At 36.2% G+C, this 22,842-nt stretch carries 24 protein-coding genes, 2 tRNA genes and 2 rRNA genes (1 of these 28 running past the window's edge); 22 read left to right on the top strand and 6 right to left on the bottom strand.

Annotated features, from left to right (window positions below; all coding sequences use genetic code 11):
• Positions 1-40 precede the first annotated feature (40 nt).
• From nrdE to nrdH, 3 genes are read right to left on the bottom strand one after another with little or no spacing between them, the layout of a single operon-like run.
• The gene (gene nrdE / locus A5880_RS04475) at positions 41-2,200 is read right to left on the bottom strand and encodes a class 1b ribonucleoside-diphosphate reductase subunit alpha (protein WP_086331439.1); all 2,160 of its coding nucleotides are present in this window, start codon (positions 2,198-2,200) and stop codon (positions 41-43) included.
• A complete protein-coding gene (gene nrdI / locus A5880_RS04470) occupies positions 2,181-2,558 on the bottom strand; it encodes a class Ib ribonucleoside-diphosphate reductase assembly flavoprotein NrdI (RefSeq protein ID WP_086331403.1) in 378 nt (125 codons plus the stop codon). The genes nrdE and nrdI overlap by 20 nt, the downstream gene beginning before the upstream one ends.
• 1 nt (position 2,559) lies before the next feature.
• Positions 2,560-2,784, bottom strand: coding sequence for a glutaredoxin-like protein NrdH (gene nrdH / locus A5880_RS04465; RefSeq protein ID WP_010760423.1), 225 nt, complete (start codon positions 2,782-2,784; stop codon positions 2,560-2,562).
• Positions 2,785-3,241: 457 nt separating this feature from the next.
• Between nrdH and A5880_RS04460 the strand changes: the two genes are divergently transcribed.
• From A5880_RS04460 to A5880_RS04395, 14 genes are all read left to right on the top strand, one after another.
• Positions 3,242-3,709: a FeoA family protein gene (locus A5880_RS04460; protein WP_086331404.1), complete on the top strand. Its 468-nt coding sequence runs from the start codon at positions 3,242-3,244 to the stop codon at positions 3,707-3,709.
• Positions 3,710-3,711: 2 nt separating this feature from the next.
• A complete protein-coding gene (feoB, locus tag A5880_RS04455; RefSeq protein ID WP_086331405.1) occupies positions 3,712-5,865 on the top strand; it encodes a ferrous iron transport protein B in 2,154 nt (717 codons plus the stop codon).
• 4 nt (positions 5,866-5,869) lie between these two features.
• Positions 5,870-6,004 (top strand): FeoB-associated Cys-rich membrane protein, encoded by a 135-nt coding sequence (locus A5880_RS04450; RefSeq protein ID WP_086331406.1) that lies wholly within the window; start codon positions 5,870-5,872, stop codon positions 6,002-6,004.
• Positions 6,005-6,114: 110 nt separating this feature from the next.
• Positions 6,115-6,187, top strand: a tRNA-Lys gene (locus A5880_RS04445).
• 386 nt (positions 6,188-6,573) lie between these two features.
• Positions 6,574-6,870, top strand: coding sequence for a TIGR04197 family type VII secretion effector (locus tag A5880_RS04440; RefSeq protein ID WP_086331407.1), 297 nt, complete (start codon positions 6,574-6,576; stop codon positions 6,868-6,870).
• Positions 6,870-7,208 carry a DUF3958 family protein gene (locus A5880_RS04435; protein WP_086331408.1) on the top strand — a complete coding sequence of 113 codons (339 nt, stop codon included), beginning with the start codon at positions 6,870-6,872 and terminating at the stop codon, positions 7,206-7,208. The genes A5880_RS04440 and A5880_RS04435 overlap by 1 nt, the downstream gene beginning before the upstream one ends.
• Position 7,209: 1 nt before the next feature.
• Positions 7,210-8,601, top strand: a complete 1,392-nt coding sequence (locus A5880_RS04430) for a T7SS effector LXG polymorphic toxin (protein ID WP_336576981.1) — start codon at positions 7,210-7,212, stop codon at positions 8,599-8,601.
• Positions 8,588-9,127: a hypothetical protein gene (locus tag A5880_RS04425; protein ID WP_086331410.1), complete on the top strand. Its 540-nt coding sequence runs from the start codon at positions 8,588-8,590 to the stop codon at positions 9,125-9,127. Before A5880_RS04430 ends, A5880_RS04425 begins: the two co-directional genes overlap by 14 nt.
• 200 nt (positions 9,128-9,327) lie before the next feature.
• A complete protein-coding gene (locus tag A5880_RS04420) occupies positions 9,328-9,531 on the top strand; it encodes a hypothetical protein (RefSeq protein ID WP_086331411.1) in 204 nt (67 codons plus the stop codon).
• A gap of 2 nt (positions 9,532-9,533) precedes the next feature.
• Positions 9,534-9,911, top strand: coding sequence for a hypothetical protein (locus A5880_RS04415; RefSeq protein WP_086331412.1), 378 nt, complete (start codon positions 9,534-9,536; stop codon positions 9,909-9,911).
• Between the two features lie 291 nt (positions 9,912-10,202).
• On the top strand, positions 10,203-10,859 hold the full coding sequence (locus tag A5880_RS04410; RefSeq protein ID WP_086331413.1) for a hypothetical protein: 657 nt from the start codon (positions 10,203-10,205) through the stop codon (positions 10,857-10,859).
• Positions 10,846-11,385, top strand: coding sequence for a hypothetical protein (locus A5880_RS04405; RefSeq protein ID WP_086331414.1), 540 nt, complete (start codon positions 10,846-10,848; stop codon positions 11,383-11,385). The genes A5880_RS04410 and A5880_RS04405 overlap by 14 nt, the downstream gene beginning before the upstream one ends.
• A 154-nt stretch (positions 11,386-11,539) precedes the next feature.
• On the top strand, positions 11,540-12,079 hold the full coding sequence (locus tag A5880_RS04400; RefSeq protein WP_336576980.1) for a hypothetical protein: 540 nt from the start codon (positions 11,540-11,542) through the stop codon (positions 12,077-12,079).
• A gap of 278 nt (positions 12,080-12,357) precedes the next feature.
• Positions 12,358-13,233 carry a hypothetical protein gene (locus tag A5880_RS04395; RefSeq protein WP_086331415.1) on the top strand — a complete coding sequence of 292 codons (876 nt, stop codon included), beginning with the start codon at positions 12,358-12,360 and terminating at the stop codon, positions 13,231-13,233.
• Between the two features lie 781 nt (positions 13,234-14,014).
• Here the strand turns inward: A5880_RS04395 and A5880_RS04390 are convergent.
• Entirely contained in the window at positions 14,015-14,521 is a 507-nt protein-coding gene (locus A5880_RS04390; RefSeq protein ID WP_086331416.1) for a phosphatidylglycerophosphatase A family protein, read from the bottom strand.
• Positions 14,522-14,607: 86 nt separating this feature from the next.
• Here A5880_RS04390 and A5880_RS04385 point away from each other — a divergent pair, with 86 nt between their 5' ends.
• Complete coding sequence (locus tag A5880_RS04385; protein WP_086331417.1) at positions 14,608-14,853, top strand: DUF1450 domain-containing protein; 246 nt, start codon at positions 14,608-14,610, stop codon at positions 14,851-14,853.
• Between the two features lie 162 nt (positions 14,854-15,015).
• Here the strand turns inward: A5880_RS04385 and A5880_RS04380 are convergent, their stop codons facing one another.
• On the bottom strand, positions 15,016-16,029 hold the full coding sequence (locus tag A5880_RS04380; RefSeq protein WP_086331418.1) for an NAD(P)/FAD-dependent oxidoreductase: 1,014 nt from the start codon (positions 16,027-16,029) through the stop codon (positions 15,016-15,018).
• Between the two features lie 223 nt (positions 16,030-16,252).
• On the opposite strand from A5880_RS04380, the gene A5880_RS04375 reads away from it, so the two are divergent.
• The gene (locus A5880_RS04375; protein ID WP_086331419.1) at positions 16,253-16,840 is read left to right on the top strand and encodes a peptidylprolyl isomerase; all 588 of its coding nucleotides are present in this window, start codon (positions 16,253-16,255) and stop codon (positions 16,838-16,840) included.
• Between the two features lie 61 nt (positions 16,841-16,901).
• Here the strand turns inward: A5880_RS04375 and A5880_RS04370 are convergent, their stop codons facing one another.
• The gene (locus A5880_RS04370; RefSeq protein WP_086331420.1) at positions 16,902-18,068 is read right to left on the bottom strand and encodes a MalY/PatB family protein; all 1,167 of its coding nucleotides are present in this window, start codon (positions 18,066-18,068) and stop codon (positions 16,902-16,904) included.
• A 198-nt stretch (positions 18,069-18,266) separates the two neighbouring features.
• Between A5880_RS04370 and A5880_RS04365 the strand changes: the two genes are divergently transcribed.
• From A5880_RS04365 to A5880_RS04340, 6 genes are all read left to right on the top strand, one after another.
• A complete protein-coding gene (locus A5880_RS04365) occupies positions 18,267-18,635 on the top strand; it encodes a CvfD/Ygs/GSP13 family RNA-binding post-transcriptional regulator (protein WP_086331421.1) in 369 nt (122 codons plus the stop codon).
• Positions 18,636-18,708: 73 nt separating this feature from the next.
• Positions 18,709-19,071 (top strand): hypothetical protein, encoded by a 363-nt coding sequence (locus A5880_RS04360; protein WP_086331422.1) that lies wholly within the window; start codon positions 18,709-18,711, stop codon positions 19,069-19,071.
• A gap of 78 nt (positions 19,072-19,149) precedes the next feature.
• Positions 19,150-19,653 (top strand): GNAT family N-acetyltransferase, encoded by a 504-nt coding sequence (locus A5880_RS04355; RefSeq protein WP_179190473.1) that lies wholly within the window; start codon positions 19,150-19,152, stop codon positions 19,651-19,653.
• A gap of 556 nt (positions 19,654-20,209) precedes the next feature.
• A 16S ribosomal RNA gene (locus A5880_RS04350) occupies positions 20,210-21,770 on the top strand.
• Positions 21,771-21,853: 83 nt separating this feature from the next.
• A tRNA-Ala gene (locus A5880_RS04345) sits at positions 21,854-21,926 on the top strand.
• A 188-nt stretch (positions 21,927-22,114) separates the two neighbouring features.
• Positions 22,115-22,842 (top strand): 23S ribosomal RNA (locus tag A5880_RS04340) (it continues 2,184 nt past the right edge of the window).
• The 16S and 23S rRNA genes sit together here with 1 tRNA gene alongside, the layout of an rRNA operon.

Genomic DNA, 22,842 nt, shown 5'->3' with positions numbered 1-22,842 from the left:
AAATAATAGAGAAGTTGTTTTTTCTTGTTGTTCAACTATTCTAGATTACACAACTTTCACATTGGTTACTACCAATTTCTTCTGCATCATCTGTAAATGTTCTTACATAGTAAATTGATTTAACACCTTTATGGAAAGCGTAGTGACGTAAAATGTTTAAATCACGTGTTGTTTGTTTTGGTGAATCTTTCCATTCATATAAACCTTCTGGAATTTCAGAACGCATAAACAATGTTAAACTCATGCCTTGATCGATATGTTGTTGTGCAGTTGCGTAAACATCGATGACTTTACGCATATCCATATCATACGCAGAAGTGTAGTATGGAATCGTATCATTTGCTAGATAAGGAGCAGGGTAATAAATTTTACCGATTTTTTTCTCTTGGCGTTCTTCAATCATACGAGTAATTGGATGAATGCTGGCACTTGTATCATTGATATAAGAAATTGAACCATTAGGAGCTACAGCTAAACGATTTTGATGATATAAGCCATCTTTTTTCACAGCATCACGCAAGTTAGCCCAGTCTTCAGCAGTCGGCACAAAGATATCTTTAAAGATTTCTTTGACCTTATCGGATTTTGGAGAGAAATCCCCATCAATATATTTATCAAAATATGAACCATTCGCATAATCTGATTTTTCAAAATTATGGAAGGATTTATTGTATTCTCTAGCAATGTTGTTGCTTTCTACTAATGTCCAGTAGTTCAATAATGTAAAGTAGACATTTGTAAAGTCTAAGGAATCTTTAGAGCCGTATTCCATGTGATTTTTAGCAAAGAAGGTGTGTAATCCCATCGCACCAAGTCCAATGGTATGACTTAATCTATTTCCGTTTTGAATAGAAGGAACTACATCAATATCTGAAGCGTCAGTTACAAAAGTCAACGCACGTGTCATTGCACGAACAGATTTACCAAAATCAGGGCTGTCCATCAAATTAACAATATTTGTTGAACCTAAGTTACAACTGATATCTGTACCAAGTGTTTCATATTCTTGTTTGCCATTTAAAACAGACGGAGTCTGAACTTGTAAGATTTCTGAACATAAATTACTCATGATAATTTTGCCATAAGCAGGATTGCTTCTATTTGCGGTGTCGATATTAATGATATATGGGTAACCAGATTCTTGTTGTAATTTAGAAATTTCATTTTCTAAATCGCGGGCTTTGATTTTACGTTTGCGAATTTTTGGATTCGCAACTAGATTATCATACTCTTTTGTGATATCAACGTAAGAGAATGGCACACCATATTCACGTTCTACACTATAAGGACTGAATAAGTACATATCTTCATTTTTACGAGCTAATTCATAAAATTTATCAGGAACAACGATACCTAAAGAAAGAGTCTTCACACGAACTTTTTCATCCGCATTTTCCTTTTTTGTTGAAAGGAACATTTCGATATCTGGATGGAAAACGTTTAGGTAAACAACTCCAGCACCCTGACGTTGACCCAATTGATTAGAATAGCTAAAGCTATCTTCGAATAATTTCATAACAGGAACCACGCCACTAGCAGCGCCTTCGTATCCTTTGATAGGTGCGCCTGCCTCACGTAAGTTTGCTAATGTGATACCCACACCGCCGCCAATACGTGATAATTGTAAAGCCGAGTTGATCGAACGACCAATGCTGTTCATATCGTCTGTTACTTGGATCAAGAAACAAGAAACAAGTTCACCACGGCGTTTACGTCCTGCATTTAAGAAAGAAGGAGTGGCTGGTTGATAGCGTTGATGAATCATTTCGTCTGCTAAAATCATTGCAAGTTCTTCATTACCATCAGCAAAATATAATGCGTTAAATGCAACACGATCTTCATAGCTTTCTAAGTATTCAGTTCCTGCATTATTTTTAAGTGCATATTGTGAATAAAACTTGTAAGCTGCCATAAATGATTTAAATTCAAAATGCTGTTCATCAAGAAATGTATATAATTGTTCAATAAAAGCCATAGAATATTTTTCAATAAATGCTGTTTCTAAATAATCATTGTCGATCAAGTAATTGATTTTTTCTTCTATAGTATTAAACGTGCGCGTATTTGGAAGAACATTTTCTTTGAAAAATGCTTCTAGCGCTTCTTTGTCTTTATGCAAAGGGATTTGTCCATCCACAGGACGATTGATCTCATTATTCAGTTTAAAATAGCTAACATCTTTAATTTCTTTTAGACTCAAGTTCATTCACTACTTTCTTAAAGGATTCTACATCTTCATCCGTACCGCTAAACTCAAAAGCAAAAAGCATAGGGACACTGTAATCACGTGCAATATCTTTGGCTGTATATACAAATAATTCCGCAAAGTTGCGATTGCCACCGCCTGCAACACCTTGAAGGTGCTCACGATTGCTTTTATAATCAAGAAAATCGTTCACTACTTCAGTTATTTCCTGGTCGTAAGTAGGAACGATGAGGACAAAGGGCTCATTTATCTCAAAAAAAGGATTCGCAGGCTCAATTTCGTAAGCTGCCAAATCCAATTTTTTAATGAAGCGTCTGGTTTGTCCAGTGACTGTAAAATAGACAAGTTTCATCTTAGCTAGCCAATTGTTTTAATTGATCAGGACGGAAGCCTACAACTGTTGTAGCATCAGAAGTGATAACCGGAACACTTTGGAATCCTTGTTCTTTTAACCAATCGATTGCGTCTGGTTGGATATCGATATTTACTTCTTCAAATGCTATATTATTCTCGCTTAAAAAGCGTTTTGCCATTTTACATTGGATACAATTATTTTTAGAAAAGATTTTTACGTTCATTTTTTATTCCCCCTCAATTAGTTTACTTCACTAGTATAAATCTATCAGAGAAAAAGTCAACACTTAGGCACTATATATTGTGGTTGTTTTTTGTTCGAATACCATGTTTTGTGTTTTTGAAAGAAATATGAAAGCACGTATTCTCTAGATTTGAGCGACTTTTATTGCCATTTTTGTGTTTAAAAAAGAAATTTATTAAATTTTAGGTTGGAATTTTTAATCCATAAAACACAAGATATAGTGTTCGATTATAAAAGAACACACTAGAAAAAGTTCCTAATTATAAGTCAAATTATTTTCTTACTATAGGTAGAAAGAACGTTGATTTAAGTAGCATAAAAGGGTATACTAAATGAGAACGATTATCAATATCATTTCTGGGATGAATGAAACTTTTTCACAAAATATATATTATTTATAATTATCAAAAAAAGAATAAAAAGTAGGAGGATAACATATGTTGACATTGGCACAAGCAAAGTTAAACAAGGTTTATACGATTGAAGAGATCCAGGCAGAAGGTTTTGCGAAGAAACATTTAAATAATCTTGGTCTTGTGCCAGGAGGAAACGTTGTGTTGCTCAATTATTCCAGTGAGAACGGTATTGTACTTTTACATAATAGTAGAATCGCAATTAATCGATCTGTACTGAATCAAATTACAATAGTAGAAAAAAGTATAAATGAAGAAAATTGGTTGTCTTTAGATCAATTAACAGTAGGCGAAAAAGCGCGTGTTGTTGGCATTCATGGACAAGGAGCGGTCAAAAGACGTTTGATGGATATGGGCTTAACAAAAGGGGTGGATCTTTTTGTTAGGAAAATGGCGCCTTTAGGTGATCCAATTGAGATTAATCTCCGTGGGTATGAATTGACGTTGAGAAAGAATGAAGCGGAACTAGTTTTGGTACAGAAAGAAGGATAAGGATGAAAGAACAGCATATTGCTCTGACAGGAAATCCAAATAGTGGGAAAACAACGGCATTCAATGCACTGACGGGTGCAAATCAATATGTAGGAAATTGGCCGGGAGTCACTGTTGAACGAAAAGAAGGAAAGCTGAAAACAAACAAACAATTGACGATTCAAGATTTACCAGGCATTTATTCTCTTTCACCATACACACCAGAAGAAGTTGTTGCGAGAGATTATCTGCTTAGCGGTAGCCCAGATGTCATCGTAAATATTGTTGATGCGACAAATTTAGAACGAAATCTGTATTTAACTACTCAATTAATGGAAACAGGGATTCCTGTTGTCATTGGCTTGAACATGATGGATATTTTAGATAAAACGGGCAAGAAAATCAATATTGATAAACTTTCTTATGGCTTAGGTGTGGATGTATTAGGCATAAGTGCTTTGAAAAATCGAGGGTTGGATGAATTGGTCAAAAAAGCTGTGAATGCACCAGAAGTGTTTCCGCCAGAGTTTAACTATCCAACCTATGATAATCGATTAGAAGCGGCACTGAATGAAATCATCGATGTTCTAGGGAATAGTGTACTTGAAAAGCAAGCGCGCTGGTATAGTATCAAATTATTTGAACGGGATACTAGAGTTCAAGAAGAACTGAAACTAAGCACATTACAAGAAAAAGAGATTGAAGAAATTATTAATATCACGGAGAAAATTTTTGACGATGATAGTGAAGCGATTGTAATTAATGAACGGTATGAGTTTATTACGCGCTTAACAGCTCTTTGTGCTATTGAAAAAAATGAAATCACCTTTAGTACGAGTGATAAAATCGATCGAGTTGTTACAAATCGTTGGCTGGCTCTGCCGATTTTTGCGATGATTATGTGGTTTGTTTATTATTTAGCGATTCAAACTGTCGGTACGATGGGGACAGACTGGATTAATGATGAACTATTCGGTGATATTGTACCGACGACAGTTGCAAGTTTGCTTGAGAGTTGGTGGGTGGCACCTTGGATGCAAAGTTTAATCTTAGATGGCATCATTGCGGGTGTTGGAGCTGTATTAGGTTTTTTACCTCAATTGGCCGTGTTGTTCTTGTGTTTAGGATTTCTAGAGGATTGCGGTTATATGGCAAGAATTGCTTTTGTGATGGACCGCTTATTTAGAAAATTCGGCTTATCAGGAAAATCCTTTATTCCAATGTTGATTGCAACAGGTTGTGAAGTACCTGGCGTGATGGCCAGTCGTACGATTGAAAATGAAAAAGACCGTAAGATGACAATTATGGTTACCACATTTATGCCTTGTTCGGCTAAATTACCGATTATTGCTTTAATTGCAGGAGCCTTCTTTCCGCAAAGTAGTTGGGTTTCACCTTCCGCTTATTTTATCGGGATTGCAGCGATTGTGCTATCAGGGATTGCATTAAAGAAGACACGTTCATTTTCAGGAGATCCAGCCCCCTTTATTATGGAGTTGCCAGCTTATCATATGCCGCAATTACGTGGTGTTGTCCGTCATGCGTATGATCGTAGTAAGTCCTTTGTAAAAAAAGCAGGAACAATTATTTTTGTGATGAGCATTATTATTTGGTTTACATCCACGTATACCTTTACCTTGCAAGAAGCAGAAGCAGATCAGAGTATACTTGCCTTTTTAGGAAAAGGAATCGCTCCCTTATTTGCTCCACTTGGTTGGGGAACATGGCAAGGCGCGGTTGCAACAATCACTGGGCTAGTTGCGAAAGAAAATGTGATTGGTACATTTGGCATTTTATTTGGGCATCTAGGCGAGGTATCTGAAGATGGCGTAGAAGTTTGGTCAGCTTTACAAGGTGCGTTTACACCTGTTGCTGCGTATTCATTTTTAGTTTTTAATTTATTATGTGCTCCATGCTTTGCAGCGATTGGTGCGATTCGTAGAGAGATGGGGGATTGGAAATGGACATGGGGAGCAATTGGCTATCAGTGCGGCTTAGCGTATGTGGTTAGTTTTATTATCTACCAATTTGGACATGTTATTTTTGAGAATGGTCAAGTCGGTGTAGGGGTATTTATTGCAGCGTTCTTCGTCATTTTCTTGGGTTATTACTTAGTTAGGAAACCAAAAGTACCAGAAGAACCCGTTGTTACGATGGCAACGCTAGAAAGAGGGTAAGTACATGATGACAATCATTTTAGCAGTGTTGATTTTTGGAAGTGCTGGGTATGTTGTGTATTCTCAAGTTAAAAAGGGGAAAAGTTGTGACGATTGTCATACTACATGCCCTGTCAAAAAGGAATCTGGGAATAAATAATAGAAGAGTTGTAACGAGATAAATGATTGCTTGATTTATTTCGTTGCAACTTTTCTTAGCTCTTGAATAATCAACTTTCTAGTGCTACAATATTTATGTAGTAAGTATTTGGGTCGTTAGCTCAGTTGGTAGAGCAGCTGACTCTTAATCAGCGGGTCATGGGTTCGAGCCCCTTACGACCCATTGGGTGCCAAACCCACGAGAATGGTATTACATCGGCGTTTTAGGACGTTTCGAAGATGTGGTGCGCATTCTCTTTTTTTTGTATTCTAAAAATGTCTACTTACTAAAAACTGGTAAATATGGAAATTTAAAAAAAATGTTATTTAACATATTACTCATAGCTTTTTGTTTGATCGCGTGTAAGTGTCTCTAAGTATCTATATTATAATGGCGAGAAAAAATTTCGTATAGATACCTTTGGTGGGTTGATAGATAATTATTCCAACTAAGATATAAAAATTTGTGAAAAATGATAAAAAAATAGAACGTAAAAACATATAAATTGTTATAATTAGATAGTAAGTAAGACAATAAGTCTATTTATAAAACTAAGGAGGAATAAAAGAATGGGTGTTAAAAGTAGTACAACTGTTGCTGGTAGTATATCTGCTTCATTCAGCAAATCAGCCAGTGCATTAAATAGTATCAATGCCTCTACGAGTGTGGCATCAAGAACCAATGTTGCTGGAAATGAAATAGCAAAAACGTCCACAGTTAATTATGGAAAAGGATTAAAACAGCTATCTACAAGTATTGTTTCAGCTGGTAACGCTATTCATTCTGTTGCAAAGGACTTTGACACGATTGACCAACAAGCTTCTCAACAGTTTCAATCTAATTCATTAGGAAGTTGGTTTAAATAATGGAGATAGATTATCAATCTAAAATTCGTCAAGTACAAGCTGAACAAGATATGCTGAGGCAAGAGATTTGTTCTGTTGAACAGCAACAACAAGAGTTTTTCTACCTACAACAAGAAGAAAAAAGACTTTATGAAGAAATAGTGGAAACAAGCCCACCAGAAGAACGTCAATATTTTAAAAGTAGAGGAGAAGAAAGTTTCTCTTTAGCAAAGAAAGCACAACGGCAATTGGAAGAACAAGAAGATGAACTGAAAAATACTAGAAAACAACTGATTGATAAAGAGGAAGAATTATATATTCAACAAAGAAAAGAGCGAATGGAAAAAAAGGAGAAATAGGATGGGGTTAAAATTTTATGTAGGAGAGATACAGCAACAAGGAAATGAAGCTTCCAGAATGAATAGTCAAGCAAAACAAGCTATTTCTTCTTTGCAAAGCAGTACTTCACAATTTTTATCTGCGCCACTTTCTGGAAAAGCCTATGATTCAGCTAAACTTTATTTTAGTACAGTGTACACGCCGCTTTGCCAATCTGCGATTTTAACAGGGGAAGCTCTCGAGCGGGCGCACAAACGTTTGTTAAGCGAATATCAAGGCATGGTCAGCAGCATAGACACAGATGAAGACCAAATTCAAAGCCAGATAGAGCGATTTGAGCAGTTAAAACGAGAGTTAGAAAGACAAATGCACACAGCTAAAACAATGCGACCGGATTTAGAACGTCGATATATGAATGCCTGTGATGTTATTTCCAAAAAAAGGGAGCAGCTTGAGAAATTCCATGCGTATAATGCTCGTTCAGCCAATATTTTCGCAGAATATGAAGCCTGTCAGCAAGAGTTTAATAATGGATTAGCTCAAGTTAAAGATTGTAAGGCATGGAATGCCGCTTCAGGAACCTTTGACATTGGTCGATTAAATATGACATGGGCAAGTCCTATTAATGCACGCTGGCAACAACGAGAAAAAATGCAACAAGAAAAGAAAAATCGATTAGCGAAACAAGCTATTTCAAGCTTAGATGGCTATACGATTATTTGTAGTGCTCTGGGAACCAAAAAAATATGGTATCTGATGAAAGATGGTAAAATTATTTCGCCAAAAGCTCATCCTAATCTCTATAATCAACTAGAAAAATGCAAAGATTATCTAGGCAAAGACCAATATAAAGTTGAAGAAGTAAAAGTAATGAGAAATGAAATGCCCTTTTCACCTGCTTTGGGAGGGATATTAGGAAACATTGGCAAAGTAGGTAAAGGTATTGATATAATTAGAAAAGGAATTGGAACAGTAAAAGTCGGTAAATCTGCTGTAGAAGCAATAAATTCTGCTAGAAATGTTCAGGCAAGTAAACGTGTAAGAGCGGTTAATCCGGAAGATTTATTACCACAACAAGGATTAGTTACAGGTGAAGTCGAAGGTGCTCCTCCAGTTGATGCTGGTAAACAAGGGAAACATCAAGAAGGCCATAGAAATAATGAACAGTCAACAGAAGATAAATCAACATGGATTGATGGAGAAAATGGTGTAGCGGATACTCAAGAAGCTTGGGAAAAAGGAGATTGGGTAAGGGGGAGAGAGGGAACTGTTAAAGAATATGAGTCAGATAAAGTAGTTGGTAGTGATGGAGTCACAACTGAAATTGTAGTCCATATAGACGGAAAAGGTAATATACATGGCTATCCTAAAATACCTAAAGAAGTAAGGAGGAAACTTAATGGAGGCGAATGAAAGAGCGATTAATTTTGTAAATAGAAGTTTGAAAGAAGGGGACTATGGATATGTCCTAAGAAAATATATGTATAGTGATGAATGGGATGAACACTTATTAAATAATATGGAGGGAATTATATTCAAATCTATGACAAGTTTTGAATATAGCCGGTGCTTTTCTTACTATTTTATGGAAGATATCCAATTATCAAAACCATTTTTTACATTAGAGGCAAAGAATGAAGTTATGAAACGTGGTTATATAGAGTTCATAAATTTACAAATCTCAGCAATAAGTCCATTTTTTATAATTGAAAAAGCACAGTATCAAAACCCTAAAGAAGGTATAACGCTAGATATAATCGATTTAACAGAATTTAAAAATAAGAAGTTAGAAAAAAAGTATACAGAACTAATAGAGGTTTTAACAGAACAAAAATTAATTTTAGTTGACAGAGAAGAATTAAAAAAGATACCTTTAGATATTCCTTTGGAAAACTATGAACCAGAAGAAGTAAATTATGCGAGTTACCTGTTTGAATAATAACAAATTGAAGTAGGAATTGTAGAAAATTCCTACTTCTTTTTTTATGTTTCACATTTAAAGTCGGACAATCTATTTTGGATAAAATAAACAATGCACCTACCATCAATGCGATAGATGAGACAGCTGAATTAGATAAAAGTTGTGAAAAATGAGAACCTGCTAAAAAACATAAAATCTTTGGCTCGGAGAAAAGAAATTTGGATAAAGAGGGCGAACCAAACTCATCCGCGGACTTATTAAATGATGATGGTTCAGTAAAACAAAGAAGGTACTATGGACCAGATGGTTTACCGATTGAAGATATAGACTACAATCACCCTGACGATGGAACGCATGAATTCCCCCATAGACATAAATGGGATTGGAATAAAAAAATACCAAGACAAAAAGGAGAATGGTAATAATGAATATGGTACATGACTATGAAATAAAAAGCTATTTTGTGAATTTTGAAAATAAGGATATAGTTATTAATATATCTGATGATGAGAAAGAAAAACAAATTATATTCCATAACTTTATATGTTACAAATTTTATGATGAAATGCCTTATAGTATTATTTTAGACCTAGAAGAAAGAGCTTTAGATAAATTTTTTATTGAAAATAAAGAATTATTGATTCAAGGGAAAAAAAATGTATGGCCAATGAGATATAATTCATTAGAAGAGTTAGAAAAAGAAATAAGAAAAAAACACATGACCTATCAAGTATTATCTTCTTCTTATGGATTGAATGGATGGGTGTTAGCGGAAAGAGTAGAGATTAAAGAAATGAATTGATTAAGCTTTCTGTTTGAATAATGGTAGTTTTATGATTAAGAAGTAAATATTAATAGTATATGTTTTGAAAAAGAGCAGATAACAATTAATAAAATCCACCCTAAATGTATAACAAATTAAATAATTTGAGAACTTATAAAATTATAAACTATTAGCTAAGAGGGACAATTGTAGTGATTGTTCTCTTTTTTTATACTCTTTTTATGAACAACTATAGTAGATGATTTATGATGACAAAAATCAAAAACATTTATTTGTAGTGCTCTGGGAACCAAAAAAACATGGTACCTGATGAAAGATGGTAAAATTGTTTCGCCAAATGATCACTCTAATCTCTATAATCAACTAGAAAAATGCAAAGATTATCTAGGTAAAGATCAATATAAAGTTGAAGAAGTAAAAGTAATGAGAAATGAAATACCCTTTTCACCTGCTTTGGGAGGGATATTAGGAAACATTGGCAAAGTAGGTAAAGGTATTGATATAATTAGAAAAGGGATTGGAACAGTAAAAGTCGGTAAATCTGCTGTAGAAGCAATAAATTCTGCGAGAAATGTTCAGGCAAGTAAACGTGTAAGAGCGGTTAATCCGGAAGATTTATTACCACAACAAGGATTAGTTACTGGAGAAGTTGAAGGTGCTCCTCCAGTAGATGCAGGTAAACAAGGAAAACATCAAGAAGGCCATAGAAACAATAAACAATCAAAAGAAGATAAATCAACTTGGATTGATGGTGGAAATGGTGTAGCAGATACGCAAGAAGCTTGGCAAAAAGGAAGATGGGTACCCAATAGAGAGGTAACGGTTAAAGAATATGATTCAGATGAAGTAGTTGGTAGCGATGGTGAGACTAAAAAAATAAAGGTTCATATTGATGAAAAAGGAAATATACATGGCTATCCTGACATACCTATAGAAGTAAGGAGGAAATTTAATGAACGCAAATGATGAAGCTATTAATTTTGTAAGTAGGAGTCTGAACGAAGGAGATTATGGCTACGTTCTAAGAAAATATGTATATAGCGACGAATGGGATGAACACTTATTAAAAAACATGGAAGGAATTGTGTTCGAGCCATCAGGTGGTTTTGATTATACTAGATGTTTTTCATATATGTTTATGGAAGATATTGAATTAAAAAATTCATTCTTTTCAGATAAATCGACTAAAGAAATAATGGAACGTGGCTATATAGAATTTATTAGTTTACAAATATCGGCAATAAGTCCATTTTTTACCATTAAAAAAGCTCAGTACCAAAACCCTAAAGAAGGTATAACTTTTGATATAGTCGATTTAACAGAATTTAAAAATAAAAAGTTAGAAAAAAAATATACAGAACTAATAGAAGTATTAACAGAACAAAAACTGATTTTGGTTGACAGAGAAGAATTAAAAAAGATACCTTTAGATATTCCTTTAGAAAACTATGAACCAGAAGAAGTAAATTATGCGAGTTACCTGTTTGAGTAATAACGACTTAAGGTAGGAAGTGTAAAAACTTTCTACCTCTTCTTTATGTTTTTATTAACCTCTCATAGAGGCTCTCTAAGATGTTTTAAAGAGTTAGAGATAAATATTGAATTAAGCTTTGAAATTTTGAAAAAATAAATAAAAGGATGATGAAATGAATAATGCAGAACGGGCAATTAATTTTGTAAATAGAAGTTTGAAAGAAGGGGAGTATGGATATGTCCTTAGAAAATATGTGTATAGTGATGAATGGGATGAACACTTATTAAATAATATGGAGGGAATTGTGTTTAAACCGTCAGGCAGTTTTGATTATACTCGGTGCTTTTCTTATATGTTTATGGAAGACATTAAATTGTCAAAACCTTTTTTTACACTAGAAGCAAAGAATGAAGTTATGAAACGTGGTTATATAGAATATATTGGGTTAAAGATATCAGCAATAAGTCCATTTTTTACGATTAGAAAAGCACAATATCAAAGACCAGAAGAAGGTATAACACTAGATATAGTCGATTTAACAGAATTTAAAAATAAGACGTTGGAAAAAAAGTATACAGAACTAATAGAGGTTTTAACAGAACAAAAATTAATTTTAGTTGACAGAGAAGAATTAAAAAAGATACCTTTAGACATTCCTTTGGAAAACTATGAACCAGAAGAAGTAAATTATGCGAGCTACCTGTTTGAGTAATAACGATTTAAGGTGTATGGGAATTAACTCTGCAAGTTATATCTCGTACACCCAAAATCCGAAGGAGATGAACACTTTTGTCTCGTTCTCCTCTTTTTTTATAATTTTCCCTTCATAAAACGAACACGTATTTTACTAAATTTCATTGTAAATAAGTACTCTCTAACAAGAACGCAAGAGACTTGATTAACTAGCTATGCGGAAAAGATCATATAAAGTGAGTATTCTCTTATTTGATGATAAACTGAAAGAGTAGAATGATACTGGAGGGGAAAAAGATGAAAAAGAAACTGATCTATTCATTAGTACTGTTAACAGGACTATTTTTAGTCGCTTGTGGGGGAAGTGGGAAAACAGAAAAACAAACAGATTCGACTAAGGAATCCGCTAAAAGTAGCCAAACCAAAGATTCAACAAGTGAAAGTAAGACAAAATCAAGCGCTACTTCTAGTTCGATAAAAGCATCCTCATCATCAGAAACCAAAACGAGTCAAAGCCAAACAGCCGTAAAATCGGAGAACAACTCACCAGCCAATCAAGCAGAGATGGTTTTAAATGAACTGAATGCAGCTTTTCCAAATGATAGATTGCCGCAAGCAATATTGACCAGTCAAACGGCTGAATACTTAAGTGCAGCAACTACGAGGACAGCTGATCAAGAGAATTTCAGAATTTTATATTATGCTGAAAATGGTCCGATTTCTGTCAACGACAATGCGGTAAATAACTTACAGCCAATTGCCTCTTTTGAGAAAAAAACATACAGTTCGAATGAAGCTGCAGCAAATGCAGTAGGGCAAATTATTGATAATGGTGGAAGTAAAATCGATCTAGGTTATGGAATCACAGGTTATCAACAAGGAGCAGCAGGGTCCAGCTATTTATCTTGGCAAGAAGGAAATTGGAGTCTAGTTGTTCGCGCCTCTAATATCGAAGGAGAAAAAGCTGAACCTTTAGCTAAAGAGGTTGTGGCTTATTTAGAACAAGCAATGTTGCCAGCACCAAAAAATGTGGGACAAATTACATTGACGACAACTCCTAGTAATAGCTATCAAAACAATTCAGTACTTTGGCAAAAAGGATCAGCGGTTTACACTATTCAGCATTTTGATGCATTACAAGCAGTGAAAATGACTGTTTCGACAAACAGATGATCCATTTACTGACTTGATTAAGGAATTTACAACAAATATTATTGAGATAATATTTATTTCTAATAATAAAAAAATAACGAATAACTAGTTGTATTCATTATTATTAGTAGGAATTGGAGAGAAAATACTGATTTTTGATGAAAAAATAAAGAATAATCATCATTGACGAACCATCGATTCTTCTTGTACAATGAGTACATGATAGAAGTGAAAATAATAAAATAAAAAGGCACTTCACAGTTTGGTGGCCGCCAAACTACGAAGCCCTGATAAGTCAGCAGACACTGACCAATCAAGTTGCCCTCGTCAATGTAAAAGCACTGACATGATTCATTGTACTCAATTTTTAGGAAAATATCTACCCCTAAAAATACACGGGATAATGAACATGCCAGCGTTTGCTTATTGAATGATACAACGGTATTGGAAGGAATTCTGGTACCGTTTTTTTATTTTTTTACTTCTATCTCTTGTTTTAAGTATCCTTTGGTATTTTAGGGGATTTGAATAAAGCTCACCACTATAGGTCCTTGATTTATTTATTGGGGAAGAAAATCACAACTGAAAAAATATGCTCATTATTATCAGAAAAAAACTCTTGTTACCTATAGTGGTAGCTTTAAACACAAGTATCGATTTTGTCGTATACTTTAAACTTATTATAATAGAAGAATTACTATTGAAGCAATTGAAAAGCTATGAAAAATAAAAAGAAGAGCAAGAATCTGTGTATTTTCCCTTTAAAGGTAGGTAGGTAACAGCACATTGCTCTTTTTTTATTTTATTGTGTAATAGTACTTTTATCAGGCTGTGAATGAGCTAAGCGACTAGCTGCAGCAGCGGCAATTGCTCCGACGATGTCATCTAAAAAAGTATGAACTTGGGGTCCGTCATGGGAATTTAGTTTAGCTAGAATACCTGGTTTTACTTTATCGATATACCCATAATTTGTAAAACCAATTGATCCATATACATTAACGATCGATAGTGCTAGAATTTCATCGATTCCATAAAGACCTTCATCTTCTTCTAAAATCTCCTGTAACGGATGGAGCAATTTTTTTTCCTCAGCCAGAATATCTAATTGGATTCCAGTGATGATTGTATTGTGTACTTCACGTTTAGACAAGACACTGTCAATATTTTCGATACACACTGCCATATCCAAATCAGCAATATAGGGTTTTTGTAAAAATAAAACCAACTCAGCTAAATCCTCTATTTCAACGCCTCGTTCTTTTAGTAATTGACGCGCCTTATTTTCTAATGTTTCTCCTTGAATGACCAAATTAAAAACCTCCAATGCATCATTTTTAAACTTCGATTACATCAATGGTATACTATTTTCAGAGTAAAAAGCAAGGAGAAGGATAAATGAATCCACTAATAGAATGTTGTGAACAAAATCTAGCTAAAGGTGGCGAGAGCTTACTGAATGACTCATTTATTGATGAAAACAGCGATGTAGTCACCTATTCATGTATGAATGAGTGTGTTCTTTGTGCACAAACATTTTTTGTTCTTTTTGAAGGAGAGAGAATTACTGGTGACACACCAGAAGAATTAGTAAAAAATATAAAGAAAGCTATTTTACTTTGGCAAGAAGAAATGGGTTTATAGTAGATAATAATCTACATTGCTACATCATTTTTCGTATTGATTGAATTAAAAACCGCACAATCCGTTGTGCGGTTTTTAATTCAATATCGTAGCTCACTTTTTTCCTGGTTACCTACGGAGATGTAGGTGAAGTACAGTATCTATTTAATTATATGTTTTATCTTAAAGCATTTTTGCTTCTTTACCTTCAAACAAACTTGTACTGTGCATTGGCTGTGTTCTTGTATCAGGTTTGATAAAATGCAGTGCATTATTTACAGCAGTAGGTGCTTCACCGAATCCAGTAGCAATCAATTTTACTTTTCCATCATAGTTACAAATATCGCCTACAGCATAAACACCTGGAATGTTTGTCGACATATCTGAATTTACTTCAATTGCATTGCGGCTAACATTTAAACCCCAATCTTTTAAGTGACCTAAAGATGAAGTAAAGCCGTAGTTGATGATTAAAGAGTCTAAGTCAAGTTGCTCAAAGTTATCCGCTTTAGTTTCTTTTAATTGAATTCCTTTAAAAGAATCGTCTTCTACTAGCAATTGATCAATAACATAAGGTGTATAGATTGAAACCTCAGATTTTTTTAAGTTATCCACACTATGTTCGTGACCACGGAATTCTGGACGACGATGAATGATTGATACTTGTTCTGCAATCGGCTCTAACATCAAAGCCCAATCAATCGCAGAATCTCCTCCGCCGGCAATGGCCACTTTTTTTCCAGAAAATTTGTTCATATCTGTAACATAATAATGAACATGGTTTCCTTCAAGCTCAGCTGCTCCATCGATTGTTAAACGTCTAGGCTGGAAAGAACCATTCCCAATGGCAAAGATAACCGCTTTAGAATAATGAACCCCTTTTGAAGTTTCAATTCTCAAGTAGCCATCTTCTTGAACTAGATTTCTGACTTCTTCTTCTAAGCATGTGTCATGAGCAAAAGGAGCGATTTGTTTTTCTAAATTTTCAATCAGTTCACTGGCTTTAATTGCTGGAAATCCAGGAACATCATAAATATATTTTTCAGGATAAAGCGTAGACAATTGTCCACCTAATTGCGGCAAACTATCAATGATTTTTGTTTTAGCCTTACGAATTCCTGCATAAAAAGCGGCGAAAAGACCAACAGGACCTGCGCCAACGATTGTTAGATCATAAATATTTTTTGAATCGGACATCAAAAACTCCTCCAGTTTCTATTATAAAAAGTGTTCATCAGTTAGGATGAACTGAAAAAATTAGTATATCGTTTTTCACAAAATATCACTTGTAACGAAAAAAAGCAAGTGGAACTTTGTGAATAAAAGGTTCTCTTAAAAGATTATCAAAGATAATGGAATTTTCAAGTAAAGTTCGTTATGATATGATAAGTAAGTAATAATAATGTAGGAGGAAATAAATATGTCAGAGTTTCCACAATTAGATTTAGCAAATGTTAAAGGACCAAAAGCTGTTATAAAAACGAATCGAGGAGATATTACGGTTCAACTTTTCCCAGAGCAAGCACCGAAAACGGTTGAAAACTTCGTTCAATTAGCGAAAAAAGGCTACTATGATGGGGTGATTTTTCACCGTGTAATCCCAGATTTCATGATTCAAGGTGGAGACCCAACTGGAACAGGGATGGGTGGAGAAAGTATTTACGGAGAAAAGTTTGAAGATGAATTTTCTAAAGACGTTTTCAATTTGCGTGGTGCTTTATCTATGGCCAATGCTGGACCTAATACAAATGGCAGTCAATTCTTTATTGTCAATAATCAAAATGTGCCAGCCAACATGATGGGGCAATTAGAAGGAGCTGGATTCCCGGCTGAAGTGATTGAAGCATATAAAGCAGGAGGAACACCTTGGTTAGATTTCCGTCACACTGTTTTTGGTCATGTTGTAGAAGGCATGGATGTAGTTGATGAAATCGGCGGAGTTCAAAGAGATTCGCAAGACCGTCCGACTTTTGATGTTGTAATCGATAAAGTAGAAATTAACGAGTAAAATAGTAAAGAAAATAAAAAAGTGAAGCATAACCCTAAATGGTCGATGCTTCACTTTTTAATTACTCAAAAGTCCGCTTTATTCTATTTAGCCCCTCCAGCAGAGTTTCTTTTGGACAAGCAACGTTTAAGCGCATATGTTGTGTACCATGAGGACCAAACGTAATTCCAGCATTTAGTACAACTTTTCCTTTATGGACAAGTTGATCTTGCAATTGCTCATCTGTTAGTCCATAAGCAGAAAAGTCTAGCCAAATTAGGTATGTTCCTTCTGGACGCATCATTTTGACTTGAGGCATTTCTGTTTTTAAAAAAGCAGAAACTAGGTCAATATTTTCTTTCAAGTAAGCTAACAATTCTTTTAGCCACTCATCCCCATGCTTATAGGCAGCTTCTGTTCCGACGTAGCCGAATATATTGATTTCATTTTGGGCGTTGCGCTCTTGAACTTCGACAAATTTTTTACGTAAGTCAGGATTTTCTATAAAGATCATTGAATTTTTGATTCCAGCTAAGTTAAACGTCTTTGTAGCTGCTGTTAAAGTAATTGAAAAATCACTAAAACTTGGGTCTACATTAGTAAATGTAGTAAAAACGTGTGGAGCAAAAATTAAATCTTGGTGGATTTCATCGCTAATAACAAGTACATCATGTTTGGCACACAAATTGCCCAAAGCGTTTAATTCATCCTTAGTCCATACACGTCCACCAGGATTATGAGGATTACATAATATAAATAAACGGACATTTTCATTAATGATTTGCTTTTCCATTTCATCCAAATCCATCACAAAATGATCTTGTTCAATCAATAAAGCACTACGAATTAATTTTCGATGGTTTTGTTCGACAACTTTTGAAAATGGATAATACACTGGATCGTGAATTAAAATAGCGTCACCTGGTTCAGTATAAGCTTGGATAGCGATCGAAAGGCTTGGAACAACACCACTATTAAAAAGAATGGAATCCTTACTAATGGAAAAATTGTGCTGGCGCTTTTGCCATTCTTGAATAGCTTCATATAATGAAGCAGGAGCTGGTGAATACCCCAAAATTCCTTGATCTACTACGTTTTTTAATGCTTCTATTACAGCTGGATTTGCTTTGAAATCCATGTCAGCTATCCATAGAGGCAATAGATCATCCTCTCCATAAGTATCTTTTATGGCATCCCATTTTACGCAATTTGTATCGCGTCGATTATGAACTGTATCAAATTCTACCATGAAACTCTTCCTTTCTTCTAAAAATCATTTTTTCGTTAATTTTCGATGTATCTATAGTATAATAGAGTTTCAACAAAATATGAATACAAAGCGCTAATAATATTATAGTAGAAATAAAGTCATGCACAATTGAATAGAACATGATATCATTTTAAATGAGATAATCAACTGATGATAATTGTGATAGGAGATAGTAATATGGAATACAAAATAGGAATGGTGCTTGAAGGAACAATTACGGGTTTACAACCTTATGGAGCATTTGTTTCTTTGAGTGAGACTGTTCAAGGGCTGATTCATGTGTCAGAAGTACAAGCCGGATATACAAAAAACATTCATAGCTTGCTAACTGTTGGACAAAAAGTGAGTGTTCAAATCATTGATATTGACGAATACTCAAAAAAAATTAGTTTATCTTTGAGAACATTAGAAAGCCAAGTACAACAGCCAAACCATCGACGAAAAAAATATTTCACGAATAAAAATAAGAAAATTGGGTTTGAGAGCTTAGCAAAAGAGTTACCAATTTGGACTGAAGAAGCAATGGATAAATTGCTTGAGAAATAATTCTGTTTTTTTTCAGAAAATATGGTACAATTTTCCTAGTTTATGAAAACAAAAATTAATTGAGGTGGATGTTTTGTCTAACAAAAAAGTCGCTGGTACTATTATGTTGAATCTAAATGATGGTTCAAAGAAGTTTCTTGTCCGTCCAATGGGTGATTCAATGGGATTTGTCACAACCAAAGTTTCTGAAGAGATGACAGGCTTAGCAAGTATGCTGCAACTTTTCAAAGAAGAAGTTCAATTGGATGTTACTTCAATTAGTTTAGTCGAATTAACAAACGCACATACGGTCGCTGAAAATATGCCTTTGTTTGTATTTGAAATGAACGAGGAAGATGTAGTTCCTACTATAAATAATGAATATGTATGGGAAAAACCATCTGAATTAAAAAACTTATTAGCTTCTTATGAAATTGAAGGCGTACCGATGTTTTAAAAAAAGTAAGATACATACGGAAGAAGTAAGAGATTTTTCTCTTGCTTTTTTTATATAATCAAGAGTAGGAGAATGATTATGTTATTAAGAAAAGCTACAATAGAAGAAACTCAAACGGCTATGACATTACTAAAAGAAACCGCAGAATGGTTAAACAGCATTGGTAGCTCACAATGGTCAGATGTCTTAGATGGAGAAGATAAATATGAAATAGCCAAGGCTGTAAAAAATGGAGAAGTATTTTTCTTCTATAATAGTAATGAATTGATCGGAATGGCAGCTGCTTGGAGAAAACCAACTGCATGGGATGAACGATTATGGAAAGATCAAGAGTTTAACGAAAGTGTTTACTATCTTCATCGTGTCATTATCCATCCTAGGTATAGAGGAAAAGGGTATGGCAAAGAATTACTAAATGCATTAAAAAGTGAGTTTACAGAAGCAGTATCTGAGTTACGACTGGACTGTTTGGCTAGTAATTCTAAGTTAGTACAGTTTTATAGAGATAATAATTTTACACATGTCGGAAATGGAAAAAGTTTTGACGGGATTAAATTCGAACTTTTTTCATATTATCAATAGAATCGATCGGAATTATAAGGTTATTCGGACAAATAATAGATAGATAATCTTTAGTAGACGATAAAAGCGAAAGATCGTTAGTAGGGAGAAAAAAGCATGAAAAAAGAATTAAATTTTTTTCAAGAAAACAGTTGACCAATGAGAAAAAAATTGTTATATTATATCTTGTCGCAAGGCACTGATGAAATACGCCAAACGACGAAAATAGAATAACATTTCAACTTTCGAAAAAAGTTGAAAAATCAGGAAGAAAGTTGTTGACAAATAACAAACAACCTGATAAACTAATGAAGTTGTCGCTGAAACAAACGATAACGGCAAGCAGAAAAAACTTTGAAACTTTTTTAAAAAAGTGTTGACATCGAATCTCAGATTTGATATGATATAAAAGTTGCTGCGAGGTAACACAGTAGACCTTTGAAAACTGAACAAAGTAAGACGAACCAAATGTGTAGGTTGTTTTTACAACGGTAAAAACAAACAACAATTTTTAACAAGCGAAGCAATATGCTAGCAAACAAATGAGCTTAACGATCGCAAGATCGTGTTCAACTTTTATTATGAGAGTTTGATCCTGGCTCAGGACGAACGCTGGCGGCGTGCCTAATACATGCAAGTCGAACGCTTCTTTTCTACCGAGTGCTTGCACTCATTTGAAAAGAGGAGTGGCGGACGGGTGAGTAACACGTGGGTAACCTACCCATCAGCGGGGGATAACACTTGGAAACAGGTGCTAATACCGCATAATAGTCGACACCGCATGGTGTTGATTTGAAAGACGCTTTCGGGTGTCACTGATGGATGGACCCGCGGTGCATTAGCTAGTTGGTGAGGTAACGGCTCACCAAGGCCATGATGCATAGCCGACCTGAGAGGGTGATCGGCCACACTGGGACTGAGACACGGCCCAGACTCCTACGGGAGGCAGCAGTAGGGAATCTTCGGCAATGGACGGAAGTCTGACCGAGCAACGCCGCGTGAGTGAAGAAGGTTTTCGGATCGTAAAACTCTGTTGTTAGAGAAGAACAAGTAGGAGAGTAACTGCTCTTACCTTGACGGTATCTAACCAGAAAGCCACGGCTAACTACGTGCCAGCAGCCGCGGTAATACGTAGGTGGCAAGCGTTGTCCGGATTTATTGGGCGTAAAGCGAGCGCAGGCGGTTTCTTAAGTCTGATGTGAAAGCCCCCGGCTCAACCGGGGAGGGTCATTGGAAACTGGGAGACTTGAGTGCAGAAGAGGAGAGTGGAATTCCATGTGTAGCGGTGAAATGCGTAGATATATGGAGGAACACCAGTGGCGAAGGCGACTCTCTGGTCTGTAACTGACGCTGAGGCTCGAAAGCGTGGGGAGCAAACAGGATTAGATACCCTGGTAGTCCACGCCGTAAACGATGAGTGCTAAGTGTTGGAGGGTTTCCGCCCTTCAGTGCTGCAGCTAACGCATTAAGCACTCCGCCTGGGGAGTACGACCGCAAGGTTGAAACTCAAAGGAATTGACGGGGGCCCGCACAAGCGGTGGAGCATGTGGTTTAATTCGAAGCAACGCGAAGAACCTTACCAGGTCTTGACATCCTTTGACCACTCTAGAGATAGAGCTTTCCCTTCGGGGACAAAGTGACAGGTGGTGCATGGTTGTCGTCAGCTCGTGTCGTGAGATGTTGGGTTAAGTCCCGCAACGAGCGCAACCCTTATTGTTAGTTGCCATCATTCAGTTGGGCACTCTAGCGAGACTGCCGGTGACAAACCGGAGGAAGGTGGGGATGACGTCAAATCATCATGCCCCTTATGACCTGGGCTACACACGTGCTACAATGGGAAGTACAACGAGTCGCTAGGCCGCGAGGTCATGCAAATCTCTTAAAGCTTCTCTCAGTTCGGATTGTAGGCTGCAACTCGCCTACATGAAGCCGGAATCGCTAGTAATCGCGGATCAGCACGCCGCGGTGAATACGTTCCCGGGCCTTGTACACACCGCCCGTCACACCACGAAAGTTTGTAACACCCGAAGTCGGTGAGGTAACCCTTGTGGAGCCAGCCGCCTAAGGTGGGATAGATGATTGGGGTGAAGTCGTAACAAGGTAGCCGTATCGGAAGGTGCGGCTGGATCACCTCCTTTCTAAGGAATATTACGGAAACCTACACATTCGTTAACACTTTGTTCAGTTTTGAGAGGTTTACTCTCAAATTAATAAGTACCACGGGGCCTTAGCTCAGCTGGGAGAGCGCCTGCTTTGCACGCAGGAGGTCAGCGGTTCGATCCCGCTAGGCTCCATTAGTAATCTTTGGATTACTAAGTATTGTTCATTGAAAACTGGATATTGAAGTAAAAAAGTAATCAAAACAAACCGAGAACACCGCGTTGAATGAGTTTTTTAATTAAAATTGTTCGAAGCTTATTTTATTGGTCACGCCTCTATCGCTAGAGAAACGAACCAAACAAAACCGATCGTAAGATCGTAAGGTTAAGTGAATAAGGGCGCACGGTGGATGCCTTGGCATTAGGAGCCGATGAAGGACGGGACTAACACCGATATGCTTTGGGGAGCTGTAAGTGAGCTATGATCCAGAGATTTCCGAATGGGGAAACCCAGCATCTTTTATAGGATGTTACTTTCCAGTGAATACATAGCTGGTTAGAGGTAGACGCAGAGAACTGAAACATCTAAGTACCTGCAGGAAGAGAAAGAAAATTCGATTCCCTGAGTAGCGGCGAGCGAAACGGGAAGAGCCCAAACCAACAAGCTTGCTTGTTGGGGTTGTAGGACTCCGTTGTGGTAGTCTGTCAAGATAGTCGAAGGACTTGGAAAGGTCCGCCAAAGTGGGTAATAGCCCCGTAGACGAAATGTTGACAACACCTAGGAGGATCCTGAGTACGGCGGAACACGAGAAATTCCGTCGGAATCCGCGGGGACCATCCCGCAAGGCTAAATACTCCCTAATGACCGATAGTGAACCAGTACCGTGAGGGAAAGGTGAAAAGCACCCCGGAAGGGGAGTGAAATAGATCCTGAAACCGTGTGCCTACAACAAGTCAAAGCCCGTTAATGGGTGATGGCGTGCCTTTTGTAGAATGAACCGGCGAGTTACGATTGCATGCGAGGTTAAGTTGAAGAGACGGAGCCGCAGCGAAAGCGAGTCTGAATAGGGCGATTGAGTATGTAGTCGTAGACCCGAAACCATGTGATCTA

Source organism: Enterococcus sp. 4G2_DIV0659 (assembly GCF_002140715.2).
Taxonomy (GTDB): Bacteria; Bacillota; Bacilli; order Lactobacillales; family Enterococcaceae; genus Enterococcus_L; species Enterococcus_L mansonii.
Note: the sequence above shows the minus strand (reverse complement) of the source record. Positions and strands in the feature narration are given on the sequence as shown.